This window comes from Micromonospora sp. NBS 11-29, from assembly GCF_002140155.1.
GTDB lineage: Bacteria > Actinomycetota > Actinomycetes > Mycobacteriales > Micromonosporaceae > Micromonospora.
Genome location: NZ_NAPR01000012.1, coordinates 354,972 through 379,640, shown reverse-complemented (window position 1 = coordinate 379,640; position 24,669 = coordinate 354,972). Strand labels below are relative to the sequence as shown.

The window sequence follows — 24,669 nt, the reverse complement described above, 5'->3', positions numbered from 1 at the left end:
CGTCGTGGGTGGCGACCTCACGGGAACCGGTGTTGTCGACCTTCACCTCGATGCGCTTGCCGCGCAGGATCGCCCGCACCTTGTCATCGCGGAAGTAGTCGGCCTTCGAGCCCATCTTGCCCGTGATGACCGTCACCGGCGGTGGCGCCGGTCGGACCAGTACCGGGGTCAGCGTGATCACGGCGATCCCCGCCAGGCCGAGCGTGAACACCCGGGTCAACGGCGGACGGGCCGGAGCGGCTCTGACCGCCAAGAGTGGCTCGGCCACACAGCCTCCTGGGATGTCGGTCGACGTGCTGGACCCACATTCGCTGAGGTTGGTGAACATATCGCGAATTCCCGGCAACGTCGCTGGTCCCGCCGAGACCGATGTGCGACAGCAGCCTCGCCGATCAGCGGGCCGTCGCGCCGGCGCCGACCACCCTCTCGACGAACGCCTCCACGTGCAGGCGCAGCCGCTCGATCCGGTCCGCCTGGTCGATGGTCTCGTTCATCCGGGCGATCGCGTCGGACTTCCGCAACCCGCGTACGTAGAGCGAGCACTGCAGGTCGGCGCAGACGTACGTGCCGACGCTGTTGCCGTGACGGCCGGCGGAGCCGGCCAGCGGCGCGGCGAAGAGCGTGACGCCCGAGGAGGCGTGCAGGGTCACGCACAGCGAACACATGGTGCTCTTGGTCAGCGACTTCGCCGTCTTCGTCGCCGCCCGCAGCACCAGGCCCACCCAGCGGTCGCCGACCCGGGTGACCAGGCAGGCCCGGTCGGGTGCCTTGGGGTCGCGCCAGCCCAGGAAGTCGAGGCGGTCGAAGTCGATGGTGTCGAGCCGCCCGGGCAGGGCGATCCGGGACCGTTCCCCCTGGGTGCAGTTGACGAACGAGGCACGCAGCTCCGCTTCGGTGATCGGTTCCATCAGGCGACCGTACGAGCCGGGCGACCGGCGGCCAACGCATTATCGGATTCAGTGACGCCCGCCCCGCCGGAGGATGCGGCGCGGCCCAGCCCGGGTCCTTCCCGTCGCGTCAGCTTCGCGGAAGCACGGCGACGACCGCGACGGCGCTGTTGACGACCGTGGCCGTCACGGTGCGGGTCACGGCCTGCGCCGCGGCGTCGGCTCCCCAGTCGCCCCGCTCGAGTTCCTTGGCGCGGGTGATCACCGAGGACGTCCACGGGATCTCGCGGTGGAACTGCGGGAGGGTTCCGCTCGCCGAGAGCAGTGCCGCGAGCGCGGCGACGCGGGCCGGTGGCGGCGTGCCCTCCGAAAGCGCCTGTCGGACGTCGGCGAGCAGACGCGCCCGGCGTCCGGTCCGACCCTCCCGGAGCGCTGTCGTGCGGAACAGGCCGAGCACCCGGTGCGGCTCCTGGTCGATGTGGCCTCGCGCGATCAGCCTGTCCAACACCGGCTCGCGCAGCGGGGGGCCGATGGCCGCGAGTGCGGTCTGCGCGCCCCTCGGCTTCGCGCAGAGGTAGTCCCACCCCGGGCGCAGGAGGTCGTCCGACGGTGGGCGATCCGCCACGCTCCTGATCCGGCCCTGGGCCTCCGTGCTCAGGTGGCCGCCGAGGGCGAGGTCCGCGAGGACGGCGCCGCCCAGGACGTAGAAGAGCGTGTTCTCACCCGCGATGGTCCCGGACCGGGGCTGGAACAGCAGCAGCAGGAGATCCTCCACCAGGGTCGGTGGGTCGGAGCGGGGTGCGGTGGTCATCGGCGGGGCTCCCAGCGGAAGAGTCGGGTGGCCAGGGCGACGGCGATGACGACCCAGCCCAGGGTGGGCGCGAGCAGGAGCAGGGAGTCGGTCACGGCGACGCCGCCGTTCCAGGCGTTCCTGGCCAGTTCGGTGGCGGCGCCGCCGGGCAGCAGCCGCTTGAGCCAGGCGAGGTTCTCGGCGTCGCTGATGCCCACCCAGGTGGCCACGGCGATCATGCCGAGGGTGACCGGCAGGGTGGTGACCTGGGCGTGTTCGGGCGAGTTGGTCAGTCCGGCGGTGGCCAGGGCCAGGCCGATCATCATGGCCAGGGTCGCCAGGACCGCCAGCACGAGCAGGGCGACGTTGGCCGGTCCGCCGGCGACGACGGCCAGCGCGGTCAGGATGGCGGCCACCTGCACCACCGCGATCGCGGTGGGCGGCAGCAGCAGGCCGGCCAGGATGGTGGAGTCGGCGACCGCGGTGGAGCGAAGGCGCTTCAGGAAGAGGTTCTGGCGTCGGGAGGCCAACGTGGTGACGGCGGTGGCGTAGAGCCCGAACGCGGCCACGGTGAACAGCACGATCGCCGCGATGTAGCCGAGGCTGCCGATGTCGGCGAAGATCTCGTGCTGGCGGACGAAGACGGCGCAGACGGCGACCGGGACGATGAGGCTGGTGATCAGCACCAGCCGGTTCCGGAAGATCTGGATCAGCTCGCTGGACGCGATGGGAAACATGTGCGACTCCGGTTCGGAAGAGGGTCAGCGGGCGACGGCGCGGAAGACGTCGTCGAGCCGGGTCGGTCCGGCCTGCAGGTCGCGCAGCTCCACCGCGTGGTCCTGCGCCCACCCGAGCAGGGCGTGCAGGTCCTGCTGCAGGGTGAAGGTCTCGATCACGACCTTCCCGTCGGCGTCGACGGCGGCCCGCACCGGCAGCATCGGCGCCGGTTCCGCGAGGGAGAAGCGGATTACGGCCGGCAGGCTGCGGGTCAGCTCGGCGACGGTGCCCTCGCGGTGGAGGGTGCCCCGGTGCATCAGCCCGATCCGGTCGGCGCGCTGCTGCGCCTCCTCCAGGTAGTGCGTGGTGAGCACGATGGTGGTGCCGTCCTCGCGCAGCCGGTCGACCGTCGCCCAGACGGCGTCGCGGGACTGGATGTCCAGACCGGTGGTCGGCTCGTCTAGGACGATCAGCTCCGGGGTGCCGTAGACGGCGGTGGCGAAGTCCAACCGCCGCTTCTCGCCGCCGGACAGTTGGGACACCTTCCGGCCGGCCCGGTCGGTGAGGTCGACGAGGTCGAGCACCCGGTCGACGTCGTCGCTGCGTCCGCTGAGCCGTCCGATCAGACCGACGGACTCGCGGACCGTGAGGTCGGGGGAGAAACCGCTCTCCTGGAGCATCACTCCCGTGCGGGGACGAACCGCCCGCCGGTCACCGGGGTGATGTCCGAAAACGACCACGGTGCCGGAGGTCTGCCTCCGGTGGCCCTCGACGACCTCCAGCGTCGAGGTCTTGCCGGCCCCGTTGGTGCCCAGCAGCGCGTAGAGCTCTCCCGGTCGTACCTCGAAGGAGAGGTCCCTGACGGCGTGGAAGTCACCGTAGGCGAGGTTGAGCCGGTCGACTTCGATGACGGGTGTGGTGGACATGCACCCATGACAGCGCGGGTGGGCCCGGCGTGACAGTGGCGCGGTGTCATGACCGGCAGGTGACGTGGTGTCACTGGTCGTCGGCGGTGGCCGCCGGATACTGGGGTGGTGACCGCACCATCGCCGCGCTTCACCACGTCGACGCAGAGGAGGCTGCGCCGGCTCAACCTCGCCGCCTCACTGCCGCCGGTGGTGTTCGCCGCCGTGGTCCTGGTCTACACCGACGCGCGTACCTGGTGGCACGTCGTCGTCCTGGCGCCCGGCGCGGTGGCGGCCCTGGTGGCCTTCGAGCGGTGGACGGCGGGCGACCTGGCCCGGTTCGTGTGGCCCTGCTTGACCGTGGCGGGAGCGGTGTGGCCGCTCGGCGTGCTGGTGACCGGCAGTCCCAACGCCTACTGGGGTGTCTGCGCGGTGGGTTCCCTCTCGCTGCGCGAGGTGCGGCGGCGTCGCGCCCGGGTGATGGCCGGGCTGTTCTCCTTCGTCGCCGTGGTCGGCGCGGCACGGCTGCTGGTGCAGCGCGACGACCTCGGCGACGTCGTGCAGCGCTACGTCCTCGTGCCGACCGTCCTCACCGTCGTCGTGACGGTCCTGACGGTGGTGGGGGAGCGGTTCTACGACCTCATCCGGGAACTCGAACAGACCCGGGAGCGCGAGGCGGAGCTGGCCGTGGTCCGGGAGCGGGTCCGCTTCGCCAGCGACCTGCACGACATCCAGGGCCACACCCTGCACGTGGTCAAGCTCAAGATCGCCCTGGCGCAGCGGCTGCTGGACCGCGACACCGCGCGGGCGGCCAAGGAACTGGGCGAAACGTACGCGCTGGTCAGCGACACCATCGCGCAGACCAAGGAACTCGCGTACGCCCAGCGGCGGCTCAACCTCACCGCGGAGATCGAGAACGCGAAGAACCTGTTCGAGGCCGCCGGCATCCGGGTCCGGGTGACCCGGGAGGCCGAGGTCGACACGCGCGTCAGCGAGCTGCTCGGCCAGGTGCTGCGGGAGACCACCACCAACATCCTGCGCCACGCGCAGGCCACCCAGGTGCAGATCACGCTCGCCGCGACCGGCATCACGATCGTCAACGACGGCGTGACCGCCACCGGGCGTCCCGAGCTGCGGGGACTGGCGGCGTTGCGGCAGCGGGTGGCGGGCGACGGTGGCGAACTGTCCGTGGAACAGCGGGACGGGCGGTTCCGTACGGCGGTGGTCTTCACGCCCGCCCGTGCCGGCGCGGTCCCGACGGTGGCCAGGGAGGACGGCCGATGACGAGCATCGTGCTCGCCGACGACGAGGCGTTGCTGCGTACGGCCCTGGCCGCGCTGCTGCCGATGGAGGGCGACATCACCGTGCTCGCCGAGGCCACCGACGGCGAGACGGCGATCGCCGCGACCCTGCGACACCGGCCCGACGTGCTGGTCATCGACCTGGAGATGCCGGGCGTGGACGGCCTGGACGCGGTCGCGGAGATCCGCCGGGTGCGGCCGGAGCAGGTGATCCTCATGCTGACCCGGCACGCCCGGCCGGGCGTGCTGCGCAAGGCGTTGCGGCTCGGCGTGCAGGGCTTCGTCAGCAAGTCCGCCGAGCCGGCCCACATCACCTCGGTCATCGCCACCCTGCACGCGGGAAAACGCTGGATCGACCCGGACGTGTCCGCGCTCGCCGTCACCGAGGACTGCCCGCTGACCGACCGTGAGGTCGACGTGCTGCGGGTCACCGGTGAGGGCTACTCGGTCGCCGACATCGCCGCTCGGCTGCACCTAGCGCCGGGCACCGTGCGCAACTACCTCTCCAACGCCATGCGCAAGACCCAGACCCGGACCCGCCACGACGCGGCCCGGTACGCCCGCGAACACGACTGGTTGTAGCCGGCCGTGTTCCACCGTCACCGGTTCGTCAGCCGCACCAGCGGTCCGGTGTCGGCGAGGAAGGCCCGCAGCGTCCGCGCCGGCCGTCCGGTGACCCGCTCGACCGTGTCGGTCACCTCCGCGAAGCGGCCCGCCCGGACGCGTTCGAACGTCAATACGGAGAGATCCCGTTCGAAGCCGCTCATGCCGGAGACCGCCTCGGCGATGGTCACCTGCCGGTGGGTCACGGGCCGTCCGGCGGCGGCGGAGAGCAGCTCCGTGGTGCGCGGCAGCGACAGTGTCTCCGGGCCGGAGAGCTCGTACACCTGACCGGCGTGCCCCTCGTCGAGCAGGGCCCGCTCGGCCACGGCCGCGATGTCCCGGGCGTCGATCCACGCCACCGACGCGTCCCCGGCGGGGAAGGGAAGCTCCCCGGCGTCGACGATCAGGTCGCGGTAGAAGCGCGGATCGGTGAAGACCTGCATGAACCAGCTCGGGCGCAGGATCGTCCAGGTCCGGCCGCTGTCCCTTACCGCCCGCTCCGCACGCGGCGCCCACCCGTCCGGCCCGGTGTGGTCCGGATCGCGCTCGGAGAGCAGCACGACCCGGGCCCGGGCGGGGACCTCGGTCAGCAGCGCGCCGATCAGCTCCGGCGCGTCCGCCCGGTCCGGCCGGACCAGGTACACGGCGTCGACGTCCTCGGCCGCCGCCGCCCACCCGGACGGATCGTCCCAGGAGAAGGCGGTCGGAAGGACCCCGGAGAGGTGGACGGTGGACGGATCGCTGCTTCCGCCGCGTACCTCGACGCCGGGCCGCGCCCCGAGCAGCTCCGCCAGCGGCACCCCCGTCTTGCCGCGGACCCCGGTCACCAGCACACGCCTCCTGCTGGCCGAGTTCGTGCCGTGCATGTGAACCACTCCTCATCGTCGAGTCGCTGAAGCACCGCCCCGGTCGCCAGGTCGAGCCGGCGTAGCCGTCCCGCGTCGACCCGGTGAAGCGCGGCGACGGCGCGATCGCCCCTCCAGTATCCGGCGGCCGCCGTCGCGACCAGTGGCACCGCGTCACATCTCGTCGTGCCCGTTGTGGAAGTTGCGCCATAATTGGGTGGTGCATATTGCAGCATGAAAATTTGCTCAGCATTAAGCAGTGCTTTCCGCCGCGGTGAAAAGCGTCCGACTTCTGACCCGCCGACCGGCCGATCAACTCACGGCGGCACCAACCGTACGGGCAGCGCTCGCATCAGGTGAACGTTCACTCTCTGTGACCAACATGGAGGGTTTTGCGAGACTTTTTCTTTTTGAGGTCTTGTAGATTATTTGGCCTTTCGCCCCCTTTTGAGGGGTGGCGCGTCGTGTCGAATGTGGGGGATCGATCGTGTCGGGCTCGTTACCGCAGTGTGACGAGGCGCTGGCAAAGACGCATGCAGGCCGGCCGAAACCAAGTAGGAAACATGGAATACATAGTTATTAACGTCAATGCATTTCCCGCAGAGATGGCTGCGCCTAGCATTAACCTAACATTAGGTCAACACCTCACTCAGGGGGTGAGACGTCGCTGACGAAGGCAATTGCTATTGATAGCCTTCATTCGCAGCGGCAGCCCTCGGTGGATTGCCGCCCCCCCGCCGCTCGTCCTCATCGGAGGTCAGTTCATGGTCCCTACCGGACCTGCGCGCCGTCGTGCCGCACGGCTCGCCCTCGCCGGGATGACCGCCCTCGTGGTCGTCCTCAGCACGCAGAGTCCCGGCCACGCCCGGCCGTGGACCACGCCGACCCCACCCACCGTCCCCGGCCTCGGCCAGGTCGCGAGCCCGAAGCAGGCCCGACCCGGCCCGCTGCCCGTCCGCTCCGGCGCCATCCGGGTCGACCGGTCCACGCCCGCGACGTCCGGCCGGAGCGCCGGCCGCGTCAGCGCGCAGGGCCTCAATGACCAGGTTCAACTCCGGGCGCTGATCGTGGCCACCGACCCGACCGACTTCGGCCTGCCCACGCTCACCACCACCCTCGACCGGGTGGGCGCCGCCTACGACGTCATCCACACCACCACCGAGACGCTCACCACCAACACGCTGGTCACCGCCGACGGTGTCGGGCGGTACAACGCCGTCCTGCTCACCAACAGCATGCAGCTGTATTTCGCCGACGGCGCCTACCAGTCCGGGCTGACCAGCGGCGAGTGGAACATCCTCTGGGCCTACGAGCGGAACTTCGGCGTCCGGCAGGCGGCCCTCTACACCAGCTACGGCACCTGGCCGGAGGACTACTGCCTGACCCTCAACAGTGAGGGCGGAGTCGACAACAGCCCGCTGCCCGTCGCGCTGACCAGCGGCGGCGCCGGGGTCTTCGACTACCTCAACAGCGCCGCCCAGATCCCCGTCACCCAGTCGTACGTCTACCGCACCGCGATCCGGCCCGGCTGCGCCGCCGAGCCCTTGCTCACCAACGGCTCGGACGTGTTGGGCGTGCGTACCACCTCTGTCGACGGTCGGGAGCGGATCGCCCTGACGTTCACCTCGAACAGCTACGCGCTCCACTCCGACCTGCTGGTGTACGGCCTGTTCCGGTGGGCGAGCAGGGGGCTGTTCCTCGGCGAGCGCAAGCACCATCTGAACGTCGACATCGACGACTGGTTCAACACCTCCGGCCACTACCACGAGGACGGCACCGTCGAGTACACCCCCGGCTTCCAGGTCAGCGGTCACGACACGGTCAACCTCGACGCCCGGCAGACCGCGCTGCGCGCCGCCTACCCGAAGGCGGCCGGGTTCACCTTCAACATTCCATTCAACGGCGCGCACATCGACCCGTTCGCCGGCAGCGTGTGCAGCCCCAACGGCGATGCCACCACGTTGACCGCCACCACGAAGTGCCTGAAGAACAACTTCCGGTGGATCAACCACACGTACACCCACCCGAGGCTGGACACGACGGACTACGCCACCACGCACGGCGAGATCGACGCCAACCGGACCGCGGCCTCCGGGATCGGGCTCGCCGCCCCGGCCAACGTGGTGAAGACCCCCGAATACTCGGGTCTCGGCGTCTACAGCGACACCCCGACCGGGCCGCTCGTCGACCACGGGCTGGGCGCGTCCAACCCCGCGCTGCTGCAGGCCGCCAGCGACCTCGGTGTCGACACCGTGGCCGGCAACATGTCCTTCGCCAGTCACGTGCCGGCGCACTTCAACGCCGGCACGGTGCACCCGCTGAACGCCGGCATCCTGGTCGTGCCCTGCTGGCCGACGAACATCGCCTACCACACCACCACCCCCGCGGAGGAGACCGCCTTCTACAACTCCTTCTACGGCCCGGGCGGGCTCTTCCCCTACTGGCCCACCGACCGCACCTACGCCCAACTGCTGGACTACGAGGCCGGCGTGGCGTTGCAGCACGTGGCCTCCGGCTCGATCTACACGCACACGTTCCACATCGCCAACGTGCGCGACTACGGCAACGGGCGCACCCTCGTCACCGACTGGGTGGAGGCCGTGGTGGCCAGGTACGACTCCTACTACTCGGTGCCGCTGCTGAACTCGGCCTGGTCGGACATCGCCGGGTACGCCCGGGCCCGCACGGCGCACTTCGCCGCGCTGGGCGCCGGGGCGAAGGCGGTCTACGACCGCAGCGCCGGCACCGTCACCGTCTCCTCGCCGACCGCCGGCGCGCTCCGGCTGGGCGGCGTGACCGCGGCTACCGCGGGAGCCACCGCGTACGGCAGTGACATCACCGTGCCGGTGACGCTCGCGGCGAACACCGCCGTGACGTTCGACGCCGCTCCCCGGCCGTAGCACCGGCCGGCTACGCGACCGTGAACGGGAGGGCTCGGTGAGGATCGCCCTGGTCTCGGAAGGCACCTACCCCTATGCGATGGGCGGCGTGAGCATCTGGTGCGAGCAGCTCATCAAGGGGATGCCGGACTTCCGGTGGGAGGTCGTGGGGCTCACCGTGGACGGCACCGAGAAACCGGTGTTCGACCGGCCGGCGAACCTGGACCGGGTGCACTCGATCCCGCTGTGGGGCGGACGGCCGTCCGGCCGCCGCCCCCGGCGGGGGGCGCTCGTCCCGGCCGGTCGGCCCGGCGCGGGATTCATCGATTCCTACGAGGTGTTCCTGCGCGCCCTGGTCACCCCGCTGGAATCGACGCTCTCCCCGGCGGGCGAGGTCAACCGGAGCACCTTCCTGCTCGCCCTGCGGGGCATGTTCGAGTACGCCGCCGCCGGCGGCGACCTGAGCGCGGGTCTGCTCTCCAACCGAGCCCTGGGGATGATGCTGGACGCCTGGCACAGCCTGCGGGTCGACGAGACGGGGCCCGCGCTCACCGTCGCCGACGCGCTGGAGGCCGCCTGGCTCATCTCGCACATGCTGCGTCCGTTGAGCGCGCCGCCGGTGCGCGCCGACATCGTGCACTCGTCCATGAACGGGCTCGCCACGCTCGTCGGGATGGCCGCGGCGTGGACCCACGGCACCCCGCTGGTCCTCTCCGAGCACGGTATCTACCTGCGCGAGCGCTACATCTCCTTCCTGCACGACACGGCCCCGCACCCGGTGCGGGTGCTCGTGTTGAGCTTCTTCCGGTCACTGGCCGGCGCGGCATACCTGATCACCGACGCGCTGGCGCCGCACTCGGCGTACAACCGGCGGTGGCAGCTGCACAACGGCGCCGATCCCGAGCGGATGTGGACGATGTACAACGGGGTGGACCCGGACGAGTTCCCACCGGCGGCCGGCGAGCCGGAGGTGCCGACGATCTCGTTCATGGGTCGGGTCGACCCGCTGAAGGACCTGCACACCCTGATCCGGGCGTTCGCGCTGGTCCGCGCCGAGATGCCGGCCGCCCGGCTGCGCATCTTCGGTGGCACGCCGGCGGCCAACAAGGTCTACCACGCCAGCTGTGAGGCGCTGATCGACGAACTCGGGCTGACCGGGCACGCCACCCTGGAGGGGCGCGTGGAGAGCGCGGTCGAGGCCTATCACGCGGGCAGCCTGGTCGCCTTGACCAGCATCTCCGAGGGCTTCCCGTACACGGTGGTGGAGGCGATGGCCTGCGGGCGGCCGACCGTGTGCACCAACGTCGGGGGCGTCGCCGAGGCGGTCGGCGACAGCGGGATCGTCGTCGCGCCGCGTGACGTCGCCGCGGTCGCCGCCGCCTGCGTGCGGCTGCTCGGCGATCGGGAGCTGCGGCTTCGCCTCGGTGCGGTCGCCCGCGACCGGGTGCTGGAGCGGTTCACCCTGCAACGCTCGCTCCAGGCATACCGCGACATCTACGAACGGCTGACCCTGCCGGCGCCGGCCGCCGAGCCGGCCCGGCCGCCGCGTGGCCAGGCGCAGGGCCGGGTCAGGGTGCCGGCCCACGCGATCCGTCCCGGGGTGGCGACGGTGCCCGTCCGGGTGCCCCGGCAGCGAGGGCCCGGGGAGCACGACCGGTCGGGCGCGGCGTCCGTGCCGGGTGGGGTTCCGGTGACGTGGCCGGCGCCCCGGGAGGAAGGCGACCCGCCGGCCGGTACGCAGTGGCCGGCAGGTGAATCGCGGTGACCTCGATGAGCGACGCCTCCGACCGGGACCGGCGGCCCGGCGGCACGGTGACCGTCGAGCCGCCGTCGGTCGACGACGACCCGGCCGCCGGATCCGAACGCACCGTCCTGCTGCCCAGGATCTCCACCGACCCGGTCGACGAACTGGTCGAGCGGGTGCGGCCCCAACTGGGTCGGGCGGTCGACGGGCTGCAGGTCGCCGCCGCCCTGGAGGCCGACGGGCACACCGACCGGACCGCGCAGGTCGAGTACGGCTACCGCGACGTGTTCATGCTCGCCGGTNGCCCCCCCGCGCCGGTCGACGACGAGGCGGGTGCCCCGGAAGCGACCGGTGGCCGGTGGGACGGGCTGCGACCGGTCCTGCACGGGCCGCTCTACCTGTTGCCGAGCGCCGCGTTCCCGGCCGTGCTGACGGCGGTCGGACGCCCGGGTCTGGTGCTCGGAATGATCATCGCCGGCACGTCCGGCTGGATCTACTCGGGCGTGGCCGCGTACCTGGCGTACCGGCTGCTCGGGCAGGGCCGGCCCGGCGCGGCCGCTCGCGTCCTGCGGACGGCCGCGCTCACCGGCCTGCTGCTCGGCGCGGCGCTCGGCGCCACGGTGCTGCCGCTCGGTGGTCTGCCGCTGGCCGTGATGGTGCTGCTCCAGTTGGCCTACCAGATGGCCAGCACTCTGCTGATCTTCCACCGACGCGAGTCGTGGCTGGCCGCGGCGATGATCCCGGCCGCCGTCTCCGGGGCGGCCTATCTGCTCTTCGGCGGCGCGACGCAGCGGTGGGCCCTGGTCGCGGCCGCCGGCTCGGTGCTGACGGCGTTCGGCGCGGCCCTGTGGGCCACCCGGCCGGCCGCTCACGCCGCGGCACCGCCCTCGGCGGCGACGACCGGCGCGGACCGGACCGGGCTGCTCGGCGTCGGCGGGTACGGGCTCTGCGCGGCGGCCCTGCTCTTTCACGCGCAGGCGCCGTACCTGCTGTCCCGGCTGGACATCGCGGCGGCCGCGGGTCCGCTGCTGCTGTCCATGGGGTACGTGGAGTGGCGCAGTGGCCGGCTCTGGGCGGACCTGGTCGCGCTGACCCGTCGGGCCCGCCGGCCGGCCGAGTTCGTGGCCGGGGTCCGGCGGACCGTCGGTCGGGAGTTCGTCGCCTGCCTGGCGGTGCCGGTCATCCCGGCGGCGGCGCTGCTGTTCGGGCTGGCCCAGGCGGGGATGCTCTCGGCCGCCGGGGCGGTGATGACAGCCGCGCATGTGGCGCTGGCCGGCGCCTACTACCTGGCGTTCCTGCTCGCCGGGCGGGGGCGGTACGGCTGGCTGTGCCTGTCCATGCTGCTGGCGATCGCGTCGCACATCGGCCTGGGGGCGCTGCTCGGTGTCGCGCCGCTGCTGGGCCAGCACGGCTCCGCACTCGCCGACACCTCGCTCTACCTGGGCAGCGTCCTGCTGCTCCAGGCGTTGTTCGCGCTCGGTCTGCTTCCGGTGATCGGGCAGATCCGGCACTACCGATAGTTCGCCCGAGAGCTTGGGGAGGTCTGGTTGCACGCGGTGATTCTTGCCGGCGGTAAGGGAGTTCGGTTGCGGCCGTACACGACGACGCTGCCCAAACCCCTGATGCCGATCGGCGACAGCCATTCGATCCTGCAGATCGTGCTCGATCAGCTCGCCTCGCGCGGGTTCACCTCGGTGACCCTGGCGATCAACTATCTGGGCCCCCTGATCCGGGCGTTCGTCGGCGACGGCCGTCGGTGGGGGCTCAGCGTCGACTACGTCGAGGAGGACCGGCCGCTGTCCACCGTCGGTCCGCTCTTCGCGCTGAAGGACCGACTGCCCGACGACTTCCTGGTGATGAACAGCGACGTCCTCACCGACCTGGACTACGCCAACCTGCTCCGCAGCCACACGCTCGCCGGCGCGGGGCTGACGCTGGCGACCTACGAACGGGTCTACAAGATCGACTTCGGGGTGTTGGACGTGGCCGCCGGACGGGTCGTCGGGTTCCGGGAGAAGCCGGCGCTGCGCTACCCGGTCAGCATGGGCGTGTACGCGATGTCCCGCAAGACGCTCGAGCCGTACCCGCCGGGGCTCTCCTTCGGCTTCGACCAGCTGGTACTGGACCTGCTGGCGGCCGGTCAGTCCCCGGTGACGTACCCGTTCGACGGGTTCTGGCTGGACATCGGCCGGCCGGAGGACTACGACGAGGCGAACCGGTCCTTCGCCCAGCTCAAACCGATCCTGCTGCCGGCGGCCCGGCTGCCGACCGAGCTGGGACCCGACCCGACCGTCGGCGATCGGGCCGGTGCCGCGTGAGCCGGGCACGGGTGCTGCTGTTCGGGGCGTCCGGCTTCATCGGCGGGCACGTGCGTGCCGCCCTCGAGTCGGAGCCCCGGATCGGCGAGGTGGTCTGTCCGGGCCGGGCGGACTACGACCTGCTGCACGGTGAACCGGACGGACTGGCGGCGCTCCTGCGGGCGACCGACCCGGACGCGGTGGTCAACTGCGTGGGCGCGCTCACCGGCCCAGCCACGCACCTGGTCACGGCGAACACGCTCGTCGCGGCGAAACTGCTCGACGCGGTCGGCACGGCGACGCCGCGGGCCCGCCTGGTCCGGCTCGGCTCGGCCGGCGAGTACGGCGAGGTGCCCGACGGCGTCTCGGTCACCGAGGAGGATCCGACGCGGCCGGTGGGCGGGTACGGGGTCAGCCACCTGGCCGGGACCCGGTTGTTCCAGCTCGCCGGGGAGTCCGGCCAGGCCGACGCGGCGTCCCTGCGGATCTTCAATCCGATCGGCCCCGGCATGTCCGAGGAAAACCTGCTCGGCCGGGCGGCGGCGCGGATCCGCGCCGCACTGGCCGACGGCGACGCCGAGGTCACCCTGGGGCCGCTCTCGGCGTACCGGGACTTCGTCGACGTGCGGGATGCCGCCGCGCTGGTGGTGGCCGTGTTGCTCACGCCTGAACTGCGGTATCGGGTATTCAATGTGGGCAGTGGTCGGGCGGTCACCGCGCGTGAGGCCGTCGAGCTGCTGGCCACCACGGCCGGCTATCGCGGACGGATCCGCGAGGTCGGCGCGGGTCCGCAGCGCTCGGCCACGGTCGGCTGGATCCGGGCCGACGTCAGCCGGGCGGCTCGGGAACTCGGCTGGACACCGGCACGCGACCTGGCGACGTCGATCAGGGACATCGTGGACGCCGAGGAGAAACGTTGAACCGGAGTGCCGCGCACAGTGGAGTTCGCCGGCGCGGGTGGTCGGTGGCCGCCCGCGCCGGACTGGCCGTGCTGACGGCGACGGCGGGCGCGGTGGTCGCCTCCGGGTCGGAGAGCCGACCGCCGACGTCACCCGCGGCCGGCAGCGGCACCGCGCCACCGGAGGTCGGGATGATCACCAGCGTCGCGTACCAGCTCCAGAACTATCCCGGTGGGCGGCTCGACGCGATCGCCCGGGGTCCGTATCAGCTCGCCGTCGTCGACCTGGCCCGGGACGCGCACACCGACTGGTTCACCGCCGCCGAGATCGGCGCGCTGCGGCGCAGCGGCAAGCGGGTGCTGGCGTACTTCGAGATCGGCAGCCTGGAGAACTTCCGCCCGGAGTACCCGGTGGTCCGTCGCGGCGCGCCGGACCTGCTCGCGAACGAGTGGGCGTCCTGGCCCGGCGAGTACTTCGTCCGGTACTGGGACTCCCGCTGGTGGAACCGGGTGGTGCGGCCCCGGGTGGACCAGGCGCTGCGCGCCGGCTTCGACGGGGTCTACCTGGACACGCCGTTGGCGTACGAGGAGATCTCGCCGCGCTACGCCCAGGGCCGCGACCGGCAGCGGCTCGCCGCCGACATGGCCGCCCTGATCGAGCGGATCAGCCGGTACGCCAAGGCCCGGCGGCCCAGTTTCCTGATCGTCCCGCAGAACTCCCCCGAGCTGCGCGCCCAGCGCGGCTACCTCGCCGCCGTCGACGGCATCGGGATGGAGGAACTCTTCTACCTCGCCACGGACGTCCGGTGCGCTCGGGACTGGTGCGCGGAGAACCTGGCACACACCCGCGCGCTGCGCGACGCGGGCAAGTTCGTGCTCGCCGTCGACTACGCCGAGCGGGCCGACCACGTGCGGGCGGCCTGCCGCCACTACCGCGCGGAACGGTTCGCCGGCACGGTCACCGTCCTGGCGCTCGACCGGCTCACCGCNCGCGTCCGGCAGGGCCGCCCGCGACGAGCCGGTGCCACCCCTCAATCGAAAGGACCAGACGGATGCGTACAAAGGTCGGAGTCGTCGGCCTGGGCTACGTGGGCCTGACGCTCACCGTGGCGCTCGCCGAAAAGGGCTTCACGGTGTACGGCGCGGACGTGTCGCCGGCGGTGCTGGAGTCGCTGTCCCGGGGGCGTCCGCACATCTTCGAGCCCGGCGTCGAGCAGGTCCTCGCCGAGCGGGTCGGACGGGACGTGCACGTCGCCACCGAGCTGCCCCGGGACACCGTCGACGTGGCGGTGATCAGCGTGTCGACGCCGGTGGACAACATCACCCACCGGCCGAACCTGGCGAACCTGGCCGCCGCCGCCCGGGCGGTCGCGGCCACCTGCCGCCCGGACACGCTGGTGGTGGTCCGGAGCACGGTCCCGGTCGGGGCGAGCCGGCGGGTGGTGCTGCCGGAGCTGCGGGCCGCCTGGGGCGACGAGGTCCGGCTGGTGATGGCGCCGGAGCGGACCATCCAGGGCCAAGCGCTGCGTGAGCTGGTCGAGCTGCCGCAGGTGGTCGGCGGCCTGGACGCCCGCAGCCTGGCCGCCGGGATCGAGTTCTTCGGCGGTCTGGCGCAGACCATCGTCCCGGTCAGCGGGCTGGAGACCGCCGAGCTGGTGAAGCTCTCCAACAACTGCCACACCGACCTGATCTACTCGTTCGGCAACGAGATCGCGTTGATCTCCGAGCGGCACGGCCTCGATCCGCTGGAGGTGATCCGGGCGGCGAACCTCGACTATCCCCGTCCGGATCTCGCCAAGCCCGGGTACGTCGGCGGCGGCTGCCTCTCCAAGGACCCGTACATCATGATCGACAGTGCCGGCGACCGGGCGCCGTTCCTGGTCGGCAAGGCCCGCCAGCTCAACGAGTACCTGCCGATCCACGTCGGGGAGACGGTGGTCCGGATGTTGGCCGAGGCGCGGGGCCGCAGCCACGGCACCCGCCTGGCGGTGCTCGGCTGGGCGTACAAGGGCTGGCCGCCCACCGACGACATGCGCGGCACCCCGATCGCCACCATGATGCGGGTCTTCTCCGCGGCCGGCGTCGCCGTCCTCGGCCACGACCCGATGGTCACCGATGACGTGATTCGGCAGTACGGCGGTGAGCCGGTCGGTCTGGACAAGGCGTTCACCGACGCCGACGCCGTCCTGATCATCAATGACCATCCGGACTACCGGGCGATCCATGTCCCCGACCTGCTCGGCGCGGACCGGCCGGCGTTCATCTACGACTCGTGGCGGGTGCTCGACGCCGAGGCGGTCACCGCCGCCGGAATCCGCTACGCCGGGCTCGGCTACCTGCCGCCGGCCCCGGCCGCCGGCTCGACGGCCCCGGTCGCGGCGGAGGTGCCGGCGTGAGGGCGCTGCTGCTCGGCGGGGCCGGCTTCATCGGCCTGCACCTCGCCCGCCGACTGGTCGCCGACGGCCACCGGGTGACCATCGTGGACGACTTCTCCCGCGGCCGGGACGACGCCGACCTCGACCGGCTGCGGGGCGACCCGGCGGTGCGGGTGGTCTCCGCCGACCTCACCGACGCGGCGGCCTGGGCCGCCCTGCCCCGGGGCTGGGACCAGATCTACCTGCTCGCCGCCGTCGTCGGGGTGCGCAACGTGGAACAGGACCCGGCCCGGGTGGTCCGGGTCAACACCCTCACCGCGCTGCACCTGCTCGACTGGGTGGCACCCGGCGAGCGGGTCTTCTTCGCCTCCACCAGCGAGGTGTACGCCGGGGGAGTGACCGCCGGGGTGGTGCCGGTGCCCACCGACGAGACCGTGCCGACGATGATCTCCGACGTCGCGGCGCCCCGGTTCGCGTACGCGGTCAGCAAGCTCCTCGGCGAGGCCGCGTTCCTGCACACCGCCCGCGCCCGGGGCTTCGAGACCGTGGTCGGCCGCTTCCACAACGTGTACGGCCCCCGGATGGGCGCGGACCACGTCATCCCGGAGATGTCGCTGCGCGCGGTGCGGGGCGTCGACCCGTTTCCGGTCCCCGGCGCCGACCAGTACCGGGCGTTCTGCCACGTCCACGACGCGGTCGAGGCGATGCTGCGGCTGATGGCCACGCCGGCCGCCGACGGCCAGATCGTGCACATCGGCAACGACCGCGAGGAGACCAACATCGGCGACCTCGCCAAGCTGGTGCTGCGGGTGGCCGGGGTGAGCCCCGCGATCGAGGCGAGGAGCGCGCCGGCCGGCTCGGTGGCCCGTCGCTGCCCGGACCTGTCCCGGCTGCGCGAGCTGACCGGCTACGAGCCGACCGTCAGCCTGGAGGAGGGCGTCCGGACCACCTTCGCCTGGTACCGCGAGCACGGGTGGCGCCGATGAGCCGACGCCCCATCTGCTTCTACTACGGTGACGGGCGGCTGGCCGACCTCACCGGCTACCTGCGGGTGGTGCTCCAGCCGGAGTTCTACCAGCCCGCCGAGCTGCGGTACCTCGCGGCGCAGGGCGTGCAGACCCTCGGCTACCTGTCGCTGTCGGAGGACCAGGGGCCGCCCGCGCCCTGGCAACGCCAGGATCGCAACCCGGACTGGGGTGGCGCGTTCGTCCAGGTCGGTCACCCGCTCTGGGTGGCGCACGTGATCGGGGCGGCCAAGGCGGCGATCGGCCAGGGCTTCGCGGGGCTCTTCCTGGACACGCTCAACGTGGAGCTGACCCACCCCGAGGACGTGCCGCACCTGCTCACCCTGGTCGCCGCCGTACGGGAGGAGGCCCAACCGACGTACCTGCTGGCCAACCGGGGTTTCGGCATGCTGCCCCGGCTGGCCGAGATCGTCGACGGCATCGTGTTCGAGTCGTTCTCCGCCCGGTGGACCGAGCACGGCTATGCCCCGTGGCCGCCCGACGTGCTGGAGTTCCACGCCCAGATCGCCGAGCAACTGCTCCAACTGGAGCTGGACCTCTACACCCTGGACTACGCCGACACCCCGGGGCTGACCGACTTCGCCGTGCGGCGGGCCTGCCAGTTCGGCCTCCAGTCCTTCGTCAGCGACCGCGCCCTGTCCCGTACCTGACGAAGTCGCCGGGCCGNGCCCGGCCCGCCACGGCAGTCGGTCGCCTCCGCGGCGGTCGTTCCCGCGCGCAGGCCGCCGACGTCGCTGTGCGCTGCTGGACCGTGGCGTGCGGGCGCGCGCCCTCGTGCGCGGCGCTCCCGGCAACGCGCTGACCGGGGCGGACGTGCGCGTCGTCCGTGGCGACACCGACGACCCGCCGAGCCTGAACTGGCTGCCCGCCCTCCTCCCACGCCGCCGGGGCCGCCGACCACCTGCCGCGCCGGGCACCCCGGTCACCTGCCCCGGGCACGCCTCGGGACCGCCGTGCGGTCTCGCTGATCGTCGCGGTGAGACCCGACGTCGCCTACTCGTCGAGGCGGCCGGTGGTGGCGAGGTGGCGGTACCAGTGGGCGCTGTCCTTCCAGGTGCGCTCCTGGGTGTCGTAGTCGACGCGGATGATGCCGAATCGGCGGTCGTAGCCGTAGCCCCACTCGAAGTTGTCCAGCAGCGACCAGACGAAATAGCCCCGGACGTCCGCGCCCCGCGCGCGGGCGTCGGCCATCGCGCCGATGTGCCGGCGCAGGTAGTCGATCCGCCGGTCGTCGTGGATCCGTCCGTCGGCCGAGACCACGTCGTCGAACGCCGCGCCGTTCTCGGTGATCATCAACGGCTGACCCGGGTAGTCGAGTCGCAGCCGCAGCAGCAGCTCGGTCAGGGCCGGCGGGTCGATGTTCCACCCCATCGCCGTGTGCGGGCCGGGCTGCGGCAGGAAGTCGACGTCGTCGGCGCCCACCCACGGTGAGTGCGCGGAGGCGCCGTGCCCGTCGGCGTCGGAGCGGGCCGAGTGTCCGTCCCAGGCGCGGACCAGGGTGCTGGCGTAGTAGTTGACCCCGAGCACGTCCAACGGCACCGCGATCAGCTTCTCGTCACCGGAGCGCACGAACGACCAGTCGGTGACGGGGGCGGTGTCGGCCAGCAGGTCGGCCGGATATTCCCCGTCGAGCATCGGGCCGAGGAACGCCCGGTTGGCCAGCGCGTCGATGCGCCGGACCGCGTCGGCGTCGGCGGCGGAGTCGGACGCGCCCCGCACGACGTGCAGGTTCAACGTCACCGACAGCTCGGCGCTGGGCGCCAGCTCCCGGACCACCCGCCCGGCCAGGCCGTGCGCCAGGTTGAGGTGGTGCACCGCCGCCAGCGCGGCGGCCGGTTCGGTCCGGCCGGGGGCGTGCACGCCGGAGGCGTATCCCAGGTACGCCGAGCACCACGGCTCGTTGAGCGTGGTCCAGGTGTGCACCCGGTCGCCGAGCGCCGTGACGATCCCCGACGCGTACTCCTCGAAGCGCAGCGCCGTCTCCCGCGCCGGCCACCCGCCGGCGTCCTCCAGCTCCTGCGGCAGGTCCCAGTGGTACATGGTCGCGACCGGTCGCACGCCGCGCTCCAGCAGGCCGTCGACCAGCCGCGAGTAGAAGTCCAGGCCGGCGGCGTTGAACCGCCCGGAACCGCCCGGCTGCACCCGGGGCCAGGAGATCGAGAAACGGTACGCGCCGAGGCCCAGCTCGGCGATGTGGTCGAGGTCCTGCGGCCACCGGTGGTAGTGGTCGGCGGCCACGTCCCCGGTGTCGCCGTTCACCGTACGCCCGGGGGTGTGGCTGTAGGTGTCCCAGATGGACCGGCCGCGGCCGTCCTCGGCGGCCGCGCCCTCGATCTGGTACGCGGCCGTGGCCGAGCCCCAGACGAAGCTCTCCGGGAAGTTCCGTGTCGTCATCGTCCCGCCCCCTCCGTGCCGGCCACCACGCAGTGGTACGCCGACGACTCGCCCGCCACCAGTTCGGCGGTGGCCACCCCGGCGCGGAAACTCACCTCGAACTCCGCGCCCGGCCCGCCGCCGGGCGCCGGGATCCGTACCCGTTGCCGTTGCCCCTCCGCCGGGGCGTGGAGCCGCAGTTCCACCCCGTCGGCCCAGTCGTAGTCGGGCCGGTCGGAGCGGGCCCCGAACCCGATGACCGCGCCGGGCCGGGCGAGCACCGGCAGGCTGTCGTACCCGTGTTTCTCGGTCACCCACGCCGGACCGGTGAGCTGCGCGCCGGTGAGCAGGTGCGTCCATGTGCCGGCGGGGACGTAGAAGGTGACCTGCCCGTCGGTGCTGAGCACCGGCGCGACCAGCACGTCCGGGCCGAGCATGTACTGCCGGTCGAGGTGCGCCACGGCCGGGTCGTCCGGGAACTCCACGATCATCGGGCGCATCATCGGGACGCCGTCGCGGTGCGCCTCCTCGGCCGTCGCCGCCAGGTACGGCATCAGACGCAGCTTGAGCCGGGTGAAGTGACGCAGCACGTCCACGGCCTCCTCGTCGTACGCCCACGGCACCCGGTACGAGCCGGAGCCGTGCAGCCGCGAGTGGGAGGAGAGCAGGCCGAACGCGATCCACCGCTTGAACACGGCCGGGTCGGGGGTGCCCTCGAAGCCGCCGATGTCGTGGCTCCAGTAGCCGAAGCCGGACGACGCCAGGGACAGCCCGCCGCGCAGCGACTCGGCCATCGCGACGAACGTCGACTCGCAGTCGCCGCCCCAGTGCACCGGGAACTGCTGGCCGCCGGCGGTGGCCGAGCGGGCGAACAGCACCGCCTCGCCCTCGCCGCGCTCGGTCTCCAGCAGCTCGAAGACCGCCTTGTTGTAGAGGTGGGCGTAGTAGTTGTGCATGCGCTGCGGGTCCGACCCGTCGTGCCACACCACGTCGGTCGGGATGCGCTCGCCGAAGTCGGTCTTGAAGCAGTCGACGCCCATGTCCAGCAGCGCCTTGAGCTTGCCGGTGAACCAGGCCACCGCGTCCGGGTTGGTGAAGTCGACAAGCGCCATGCCGGCCTGCCACTTGTCCCACTGCCACACCGAGCCGTCCGGGTTGCGCACCAGGTAGCCGGCCCGACGGCCCTCCTCGAACAGGTACGAGCGCTGCGCGATGTACGGGTTGATCCACACGCACACCTTCAGGCCCCGCTCGTGCAGCCGCCGCAGCATGCCCTCCGGGTCGGGGAAGGTCGCCGGGTCCCACACGAAGTCGACCCAGTGGAACTGGCGCATCCAGAAGCAGTCGAAGTGGAACACCGACAGCGGCAGGTCCCGCTCGGCCATCCCGTCGACGAACTCGGTCACCGTCTTCTCGTCGTACGAGGTGGTGAACGACGTGGACAGCCACAGCCCGTACGACCAGGCGGGCACCCGGGCCGGTCGACCGGTCAGCGCCGTGTAGCGGCGCAGCACGTCCTTGGGGGTGGGCCCGTCGACGACGTGGTAGGTCAGTGACTGGCCCTCGACGCTGAACTGGGTCTGCGCGACGACCTCCGAGCCGATCTCGAACGACACGTGCTCCGGGTGGTCCACGAACACCCCGTAGCCGGCGCTGCTGAGATAGAACGGCACGTTCTTGTACGCCTGCTCGCTGGCGGTGCCGCCGTCGGCGTTCCACACGTCGACCGTCTGGCCGTTCTTCACGAANNNNGCCGACGCCGAGCGCGAGCCGTTCGTGCACGTACCGGCGGCCCTCGCCGTCGGTGACGATCCCGACGCTGCGCCCGGTGGACGCCGTGATCAGCCGGTCGCCGTGCCGGAACTCGACCCGCCAGCCGTCGACCAGCGCGACCCGGACGGTCAGTTCGCCGGTGGTCAGCGACGCGCTGAGGCCGGTGATGTCGACGGTGACCGGGTGCGTGTCGTCGGTGCGCAGCCCGAAGTGGGGTTCGCGGGGCAGCCCGCCGCTGTGGTGGCCGATGGTCACCCCGACGACGCCGGGCGCGGGGGAGAAGAAGCGGACGGTGACGACGGGCCGGTTGAGCGTGTCGCCGCGTCCGTTGATCTGGCCGGCGGGCGCGAAGACGGTGAAGCCGCGCTCGTCCATCTCGACCGATTCCACCGTGCCGGGGCGCAGCACGCTGACCCCCGGGCGCAGTTGCCAGTATCCGTCGGTGAACTTCACTTCTCGGCTCCTGCCGTGATGCCGCGCGCCAGAGTGCGCTGGAAGATGAGGAAGAAGAGGATGGCCGGCACCAGGCTGATCAACGCGCCGGCGTTTGTCGTCGGGGCGTCCATCAGGCGGTCGCCCTGCAAGGAGGCGAGCGCGACCGGGATGGTCTGCGTCTGGTTGTCGATCAGCATGACCAGCGGGATGAGGAACTCGTTCCAGGTCCAGATGAAGAAGAAGATGAGCAGGACGGCGAGGGTGGGCCGCAGGTTGGGGAAGACCACCCGCCACAGCACGGTCCACTTGCCGGCGCCGTCGAGCGCCGCGGCCTCCAGCAGCGAGCGCGGGAACGTGCCCAGCACCGAGGCGAGCAGGTAGGTGCCGAACGCGCTCTGGATGACGGTGAAGATGATGATCACCGACAGTCGGGTGTTGTAGAGGCCGATCTCCTTGGCGACGTAGTAAAGCGGGTAGATCAACGCCTCCTGCGGCAGCATGTTGGCCAGCAGGAACACCCCGACGATCCAGAGCCGGCCACGGACCCGGCCGATACCCAGGGCGTACGCGTTGAGCAGCGACACGACGACGCCGAGCACCGCCACGGACCCGGCGATGAGCGCCGAGTTCCACAGCTTGAGCGGGAAGTCGACCGTGGACCAGTAGGTCCGCAGACCCGTGGTGTAGAACTCCGTCGGCCAGCTCAGTGGGCCGCTCGACGAATAGTCACCGGGCGACTTGAACGCGTTGAGCAGCATGAACGCGAACGGCACCAGCATGACCAGCGCGCCGGCGGTGACCAGCGTGAGGACCACCCAGCGGCTGACGCCACGGTGGTGCCGGTCGCGCACCGGCCGGCGCACCGGGGCCTCGGTGATCGTGATGGCCATGTCAGATCCCCCGGTCCCGGCGCTCGCTGCGGGCCTGCACCACGATGAAGACCACGGCCACCACCACGATGATCATGGTGAGCACGGTGGAGATCGCGGAGCCGTACCCGACCTGGAGCTTCTTGAAGAACGTGTAGTACGCGAAGTAGGACGGCACGTTGGTGGCGTTCTCCGGGCCGCCCCGGGTCAGCGCGAAGATCGGCCCGAACACCTTCAGCGCGGCGATGGTGCAGGTCAGCGCCACCACGAAGGTCTCCGGTCGGATCTGCGGCAGCGTGATCGCCCGGAACCGGCGCAGCCAGTTCGCCCCGTCGACCTCGGCCGCCTCGTACAGCTCCGGGTCGACCCGCTGCAACGCCGCCATGAACACGACCACCGGGTAGCCGATCTGCACCCAGATCATCACCGCCATCACCGCCGGCAGCGCGGTGTCCGGGTCGCCCAGCCAGTCGTGGCGCAGCGCCCCGAGACCGACCGCGTCGAGCAGGCTGTTGAACGCGCCGTCGGGGCGCAGGATCCAGCCCCAGACGATGCCGGCGACCACCACGGGCAGCACCTGCGGCAGGTAGAACGCGGCCCGAAGCGCCGCCGCCGTGCGCGGCTTGAACCGACGCCCGATGACGTCGAAGAGCACCGAGGCGAGCAGCAGGCCGAGCAGGGTCGGCACCACCACCATCGCGACGATCATCGCGACGGTGTTGCGGAACGACGCCCAGAACACCTCGTCGTGCAGCAACCGCTGGTAGTTGTCCAACCCGACGAAGGTGGGGTCACCGACGCCGGACCACCGGGTCAGCGACAGGTAGCCGGTGCCGACCAGCGGCGCGCCGATGACCAGGACGAACAGCGTCGCGCCGGGGAGCAGGTAGAGCCAGTACGCCGCGTCGCGGCCACGCGGGCGGCGGCGGCGGGACGGGGGAGCGGGGGTGGAGACGGTCATGGAAGATCCCTCCCGGCGGGGTGGGCGGGCACGCCGGACGCGCCCGCCCACATGCCGTGTCACTTGCCGGTGATCTCCTTGACGCCGTCGGCGTACGGCTTGGCGATCGTGTCGAGCACCTGGTCGGGCGACTTGGACCCGTTGATCAGGCCCTGGAACCCGCCGACCAGCACGTCGTAGTAGCCGGGCACCGGCCAGTCCGGGTAGAAGGCCAGCCCGTCCTGCTTGCTGACCGTGTTGAAGTCTTCGATCAGCTTGCGGTCCTTCGCGTCGCTGATCTTGGCGGGGTCGCCGGCGACCGGGACGCCACCGTTGTTGCCGATCAGGTCCTGGATCTCCGGGCGCAGGGTGATGTCGATGAAGTCGTACGCCAGGCTCTTGGCCTTGCTGTTCGTCGGGACGACCCAGATGTTGCCGGAGGAGCCGGCGTTCAGGGTGTTGCCGGGGAACAGGAAGGTGTCCCAGTTGGCCTTCATCTCGGCCTTGAAGCGGCCGTACCACCAGCTACCCGAGACGATCATCGGCGTCTTGCCGGAGATGAACGCCGTGCCCATGTCCTCGGCCTTGAGGCTCGCCGAGTCCTTGGCCACGTAGCCCTTCCGCACCCAGTCGGCGAAGGTGTCCGCGCCGTACTTCAGCGGGTCGGCCGTGAAGTCGACGGGGTTCTTGTAGAGCTGGTAGTTGTCGACGAACTGCCGGTCGGCCTTCGACAGGGCCAGCTGGTAGAAGAGCTGCCCGGCCGGATATTCGGCGCCGGCCATGCCCAGCGGGGTGATCTTCTTGCCGACGAAGGTGTCCATCGCGGCGGTCATCTCCGCCATGGTGGTGGGCACCTTGACGCCGTTGCGGTCGAACAGGTCCTTGTTGTAGTAGACCGTGACGTACTCGCCGTAGTTCGGCACGCCGAACCAGTTGCCCGAGCCCATCACGCCCTTGTCGCTGTAGCGGGCGGTGGTCTGGAGGCTGGGGCTGAGCTTGTCGGCCCACCCGCG

The 24,669-nt window shown here is 71.5% G+C and carries 20 protein-coding genes and 1 pseudogene; 11 read left to right on the top strand and 10 right to left on the bottom strand.

Annotated elements, in window-relative coordinates; translation table 11 throughout:
• Positions 1-392: 392 nt before the first annotated feature.
• The 4 genes from B1205_RS16185 to B1205_RS16170 all read right to left on the bottom strand — a co-directional run bounded on the left by B1205_RS16185 (position 393) and on the right by B1205_RS16170 (position 3,320).
• Positions 393-908 carry an FBP domain-containing protein gene (locus tag B1205_RS16185; RefSeq protein ID WP_089156365.1) on the bottom strand — a complete coding sequence of 172 codons (516 nt, stop codon included), beginning with the start codon at positions 906-908 and terminating at the stop codon, positions 393-395.
• 109 nt (positions 909-1,017) lie between these two features.
• Positions 1,018-1,698: a GOLPH3/VPS74 family protein gene (locus tag B1205_RS16180; protein WP_089156364.1), complete on the bottom strand. Its 681-nt coding sequence runs from the start codon at positions 1,696-1,698 to the stop codon at positions 1,018-1,020.
• Positions 1,695-2,414 carry an ABC transporter permease gene (locus B1205_RS16175; RefSeq protein WP_089156363.1) on the bottom strand — a complete coding sequence of 240 codons (720 nt, stop codon included), beginning with the start codon at positions 2,412-2,414 and terminating at the stop codon, positions 1,695-1,697. The genes B1205_RS16180 and B1205_RS16175 overlap by 4 nt, the downstream gene beginning before the upstream one ends.
• Positions 2,415-2,438: 24 nt before the next feature.
• Positions 2,439-3,320 carry an ABC transporter ATP-binding protein gene (locus tag B1205_RS16170; RefSeq protein ID WP_089156362.1) on the bottom strand — a complete coding sequence of 294 codons (882 nt, stop codon included), beginning with the start codon at positions 3,318-3,320 and terminating at the stop codon, positions 2,439-2,441.
• 108 nt (positions 3,321-3,428) lie between these two features.
• Here B1205_RS16170 and B1205_RS16165 point away from each other — a divergent pair, with 108 nt between their 5' ends.
• Entirely contained in the window at positions 3,429-4,583 is a 1,155-nt protein-coding gene (locus B1205_RS16165) for a sensor histidine kinase (protein ID WP_089156411.1), read from the top strand.
• Positions 4,580-5,182, top strand: coding sequence for a response regulator transcription factor (locus tag B1205_RS16160; RefSeq protein WP_089156361.1), 603 nt, complete (start codon positions 4,580-4,582; stop codon positions 5,180-5,182). The genes B1205_RS16165 and B1205_RS16160 overlap by 4 nt, the downstream gene beginning before the upstream one ends.
• Positions 5,183-5,199: 17 nt before the next feature.
• Here the strand turns inward: B1205_RS16160 and B1205_RS16155 are convergent, their stop codons facing one another.
• A complete protein-coding gene (locus B1205_RS16155) occupies positions 5,200-6,069 on the bottom strand; it encodes an NmrA family NAD(P)-binding protein (protein WP_089156360.1) in 870 nt (289 codons plus the stop codon).
• Positions 6,070-6,866: 797 nt separating this feature from the next.
• Here B1205_RS16155 and B1205_RS16150 point away from each other — a divergent pair.
• The 8 genes from B1205_RS16150 (at position 6,867) to B1205_RS16110 (ending at position 17,916) form a co-directional block, all read left to right on the top strand.
• Complete coding sequence (locus B1205_RS16150) at positions 6,867-8,948, top strand: Agd3-related carbohydrate deacetylase (RefSeq protein ID WP_089156359.1); 2,082 nt, start codon at positions 6,867-6,869, stop codon at positions 8,946-8,948.
• Positions 8,949-8,985: 37 nt separating this feature from the next.
• On the top strand, positions 8,986-10,692 hold the full coding sequence (pelF, locus tag B1205_RS16145; protein WP_089156358.1) for a GT4 family glycosyltransferase PelF: 1,707 nt from the start codon (positions 8,986-8,988) through the stop codon (positions 10,690-10,692).
• Between the two features lie 1,565 nt (positions 10,693-12,257).
• Positions 12,258-12,989 (top strand): sugar phosphate nucleotidyltransferase, encoded by a 732-nt coding sequence (locus tag B1205_RS16135; RefSeq protein WP_441338502.1) that lies wholly within the window; start codon positions 12,258-12,260, stop codon positions 12,987-12,989.
• On the top strand, positions 12,986-13,888 hold the full coding sequence (locus B1205_RS16130) for an NAD-dependent epimerase/dehydratase family protein (RefSeq protein WP_089156355.1): 903 nt from the start codon (positions 12,986-12,988) through the stop codon (positions 13,886-13,888). Before B1205_RS16135 ends, B1205_RS16130 begins: the two co-directional genes overlap by 4 nt.
• A gap of 170 nt (positions 13,889-14,058) precedes the next feature.
• Positions 14,059-14,964, top strand: coding sequence for an endo alpha-1,4 polygalactosaminidase (locus B1205_RS16125; protein WP_089156410.1), 906 nt, complete (start codon positions 14,059-14,061; stop codon positions 14,962-14,964).
• The gene (locus tag B1205_RS16120) at positions 14,919-16,262 is read left to right on the top strand and encodes a nucleotide sugar dehydrogenase (protein ID WP_089156354.1); all 1,344 of its coding nucleotides are present in this window, start codon (positions 14,919-14,921) and stop codon (positions 16,260-16,262) included. The genes B1205_RS16125 and B1205_RS16120 overlap by 46 nt, the downstream gene beginning before the upstream one ends.
• Positions 16,259-17,227 (top strand): NAD-dependent epimerase/dehydratase family protein, encoded by a 969-nt coding sequence (locus B1205_RS16115; RefSeq protein ID WP_089156353.1) that lies wholly within the window; start codon positions 16,259-16,261, stop codon positions 17,225-17,227. Before B1205_RS16120 ends, B1205_RS16115 begins: the two co-directional genes overlap by 4 nt.
• A complete protein-coding gene (locus B1205_RS16110; RefSeq protein WP_089156409.1) occupies positions 17,224-17,916 on the top strand; it encodes a hypothetical protein in 693 nt (230 codons plus the stop codon). The genes B1205_RS16115 and B1205_RS16110 overlap by 4 nt, the downstream gene beginning before the upstream one ends.
• Positions 17,917-18,259: 343 nt before the next feature.
• Here the strand turns inward: B1205_RS16110 and B1205_RS16105 are convergent, their stop codons facing one another.
• Together B1205_RS16105 and yicI are read right to left on the bottom strand one after the other, a co-directional pair.
• On the bottom strand, positions 18,260-19,660 hold the full coding sequence (locus B1205_RS16105; protein WP_089156352.1) for a GH1 family beta-glucosidase: 1,401 nt from the start codon (positions 19,658-19,660) through the stop codon (positions 18,260-18,262).
• A complete protein-coding gene (yicI, locus tag B1205_RS16100; protein WP_369597293.1) occupies positions 19,657-21,384 on the bottom strand; it encodes an alpha-xylosidase in 1,728 nt (575 codons plus the stop codon). Before yicI ends, B1205_RS16105 begins: the two co-directional genes overlap by 4 nt.
• Positions 21,385-21,443: 59 nt before the next feature.
• On the opposite strand from yicI, the gene B1205_RS33010 reads away from it, so the two are divergent.
• Positions 21,444-21,884, top strand: coding sequence for a hypothetical protein (locus tag B1205_RS33010; protein WP_369597292.1), 441 nt, complete (start codon positions 21,444-21,446; stop codon positions 21,882-21,884).
• Here the strand turns inward: B1205_RS33010 and B1205_RS16095 are convergent.
• The 3 genes and pseudogenes from B1205_RS16095 to B1205_RS16085 form a co-directional block, all read right to left on the bottom strand.
• Positions 21,862-22,737: a carbohydrate ABC transporter permease gene (locus B1205_RS16095; protein ID WP_089156351.1), complete on the bottom strand. Its 876-nt coding sequence runs from the start codon at positions 22,735-22,737 to the stop codon at positions 21,862-21,864. The genes B1205_RS33010 and B1205_RS16095 overlap by 23 nt on opposite strands.
• 1 nt (position 22,738) lies before the next feature.
• Positions 22,739-23,677 (bottom strand): carbohydrate ABC transporter permease, encoded by a 939-nt coding sequence (locus B1205_RS16090; protein WP_089156350.1) that lies wholly within the window; start codon positions 23,675-23,677, stop codon positions 22,739-22,741.
• Positions 23,678-23,736: 59 nt separating this feature from the next.
• A pseudogene (locus B1205_RS16085) lies at positions 23,737-24,669 on the bottom strand (ABC transporter substrate-binding protein); the annotation flags it as partial.

Bases quoted from the DNA above. Each gene is read 5' to 3' on its own strand.
- B1205_RS16185 (WP_089156365.1), bottom strand. From the start codon at position 908: ATGGAACCGATCACCGAAGCGGAGCTGCGTGCCTCGTTCGTCAACTGC.
- B1205_RS16180 (WP_089156364.1), bottom strand. From the start codon at position 1,698: ATGACCACCGCACCCCGCTCCGACCCACCGACCCTGGTGGAGGATCTC.
- B1205_RS16175 (WP_089156363.1), bottom strand. From the start codon at position 2,414: ATGTTTCCCATCGCGTCCAGCGAGCTGATCCAGATCTTCCGGAACCGG.
- B1205_RS16170 (WP_089156362.1), bottom strand. From the start codon at position 3,320: ATGTCCACCACACCCGTCATCGAAGTCGACCGGCTCAACCTCGCCTAC.
- B1205_RS16160 (WP_089156361.1), top strand. From the start codon at position 4,580: ATGACGAGCATCGTGCTCGCCGACGACGAGGCGTTGCTGCGTACGGCC.
- B1205_RS16155 (WP_089156360.1), bottom strand. From the start codon at position 6,069: ATGCACGGCACGAACTCGGCCAGCAGGAGGCGTGTGCTGGTGACCGGG.
- B1205_RS16150 (WP_089156359.1), top strand. From the start codon at position 6,867: ATGACCGCCCTCGTGGTCGTCCTCAGCACGCAGAGTCCCGGCCACGCC.
- B1205_RS16120 (WP_089156354.1), top strand. From the start codon at position 14,919: ATGCGTACAAAGGTCGGAGTCGTCGGCCTGGGCTACGTGGGCCTGACG.
- B1205_RS16110 (WP_089156409.1), top strand. From the start codon at position 17,224: ATGAGCCGACGCCCCATCTGCTTCTACTACGGTGACGGGCGGCTGGCC.
- B1205_RS16105 (WP_089156352.1), bottom strand. From the start codon at position 19,660: ATGACGACACGGAACTTCCCGGAGAGCTTCGTCTGGGGCTCGGCCACG.
- B1205_RS16095 (WP_089156351.1), bottom strand. From the start codon at position 22,737: ATGGCCATCACGATCACCGAGGCCCCGGTGCGCCGGCCGGTGCGCGAC.
- B1205_RS16090 (WP_089156350.1), bottom strand. From the start codon at position 23,677: ATGACCGTCTCCACCCCCGCTCCCCCGTCCCGCCGCCGCCGCCCGCGT.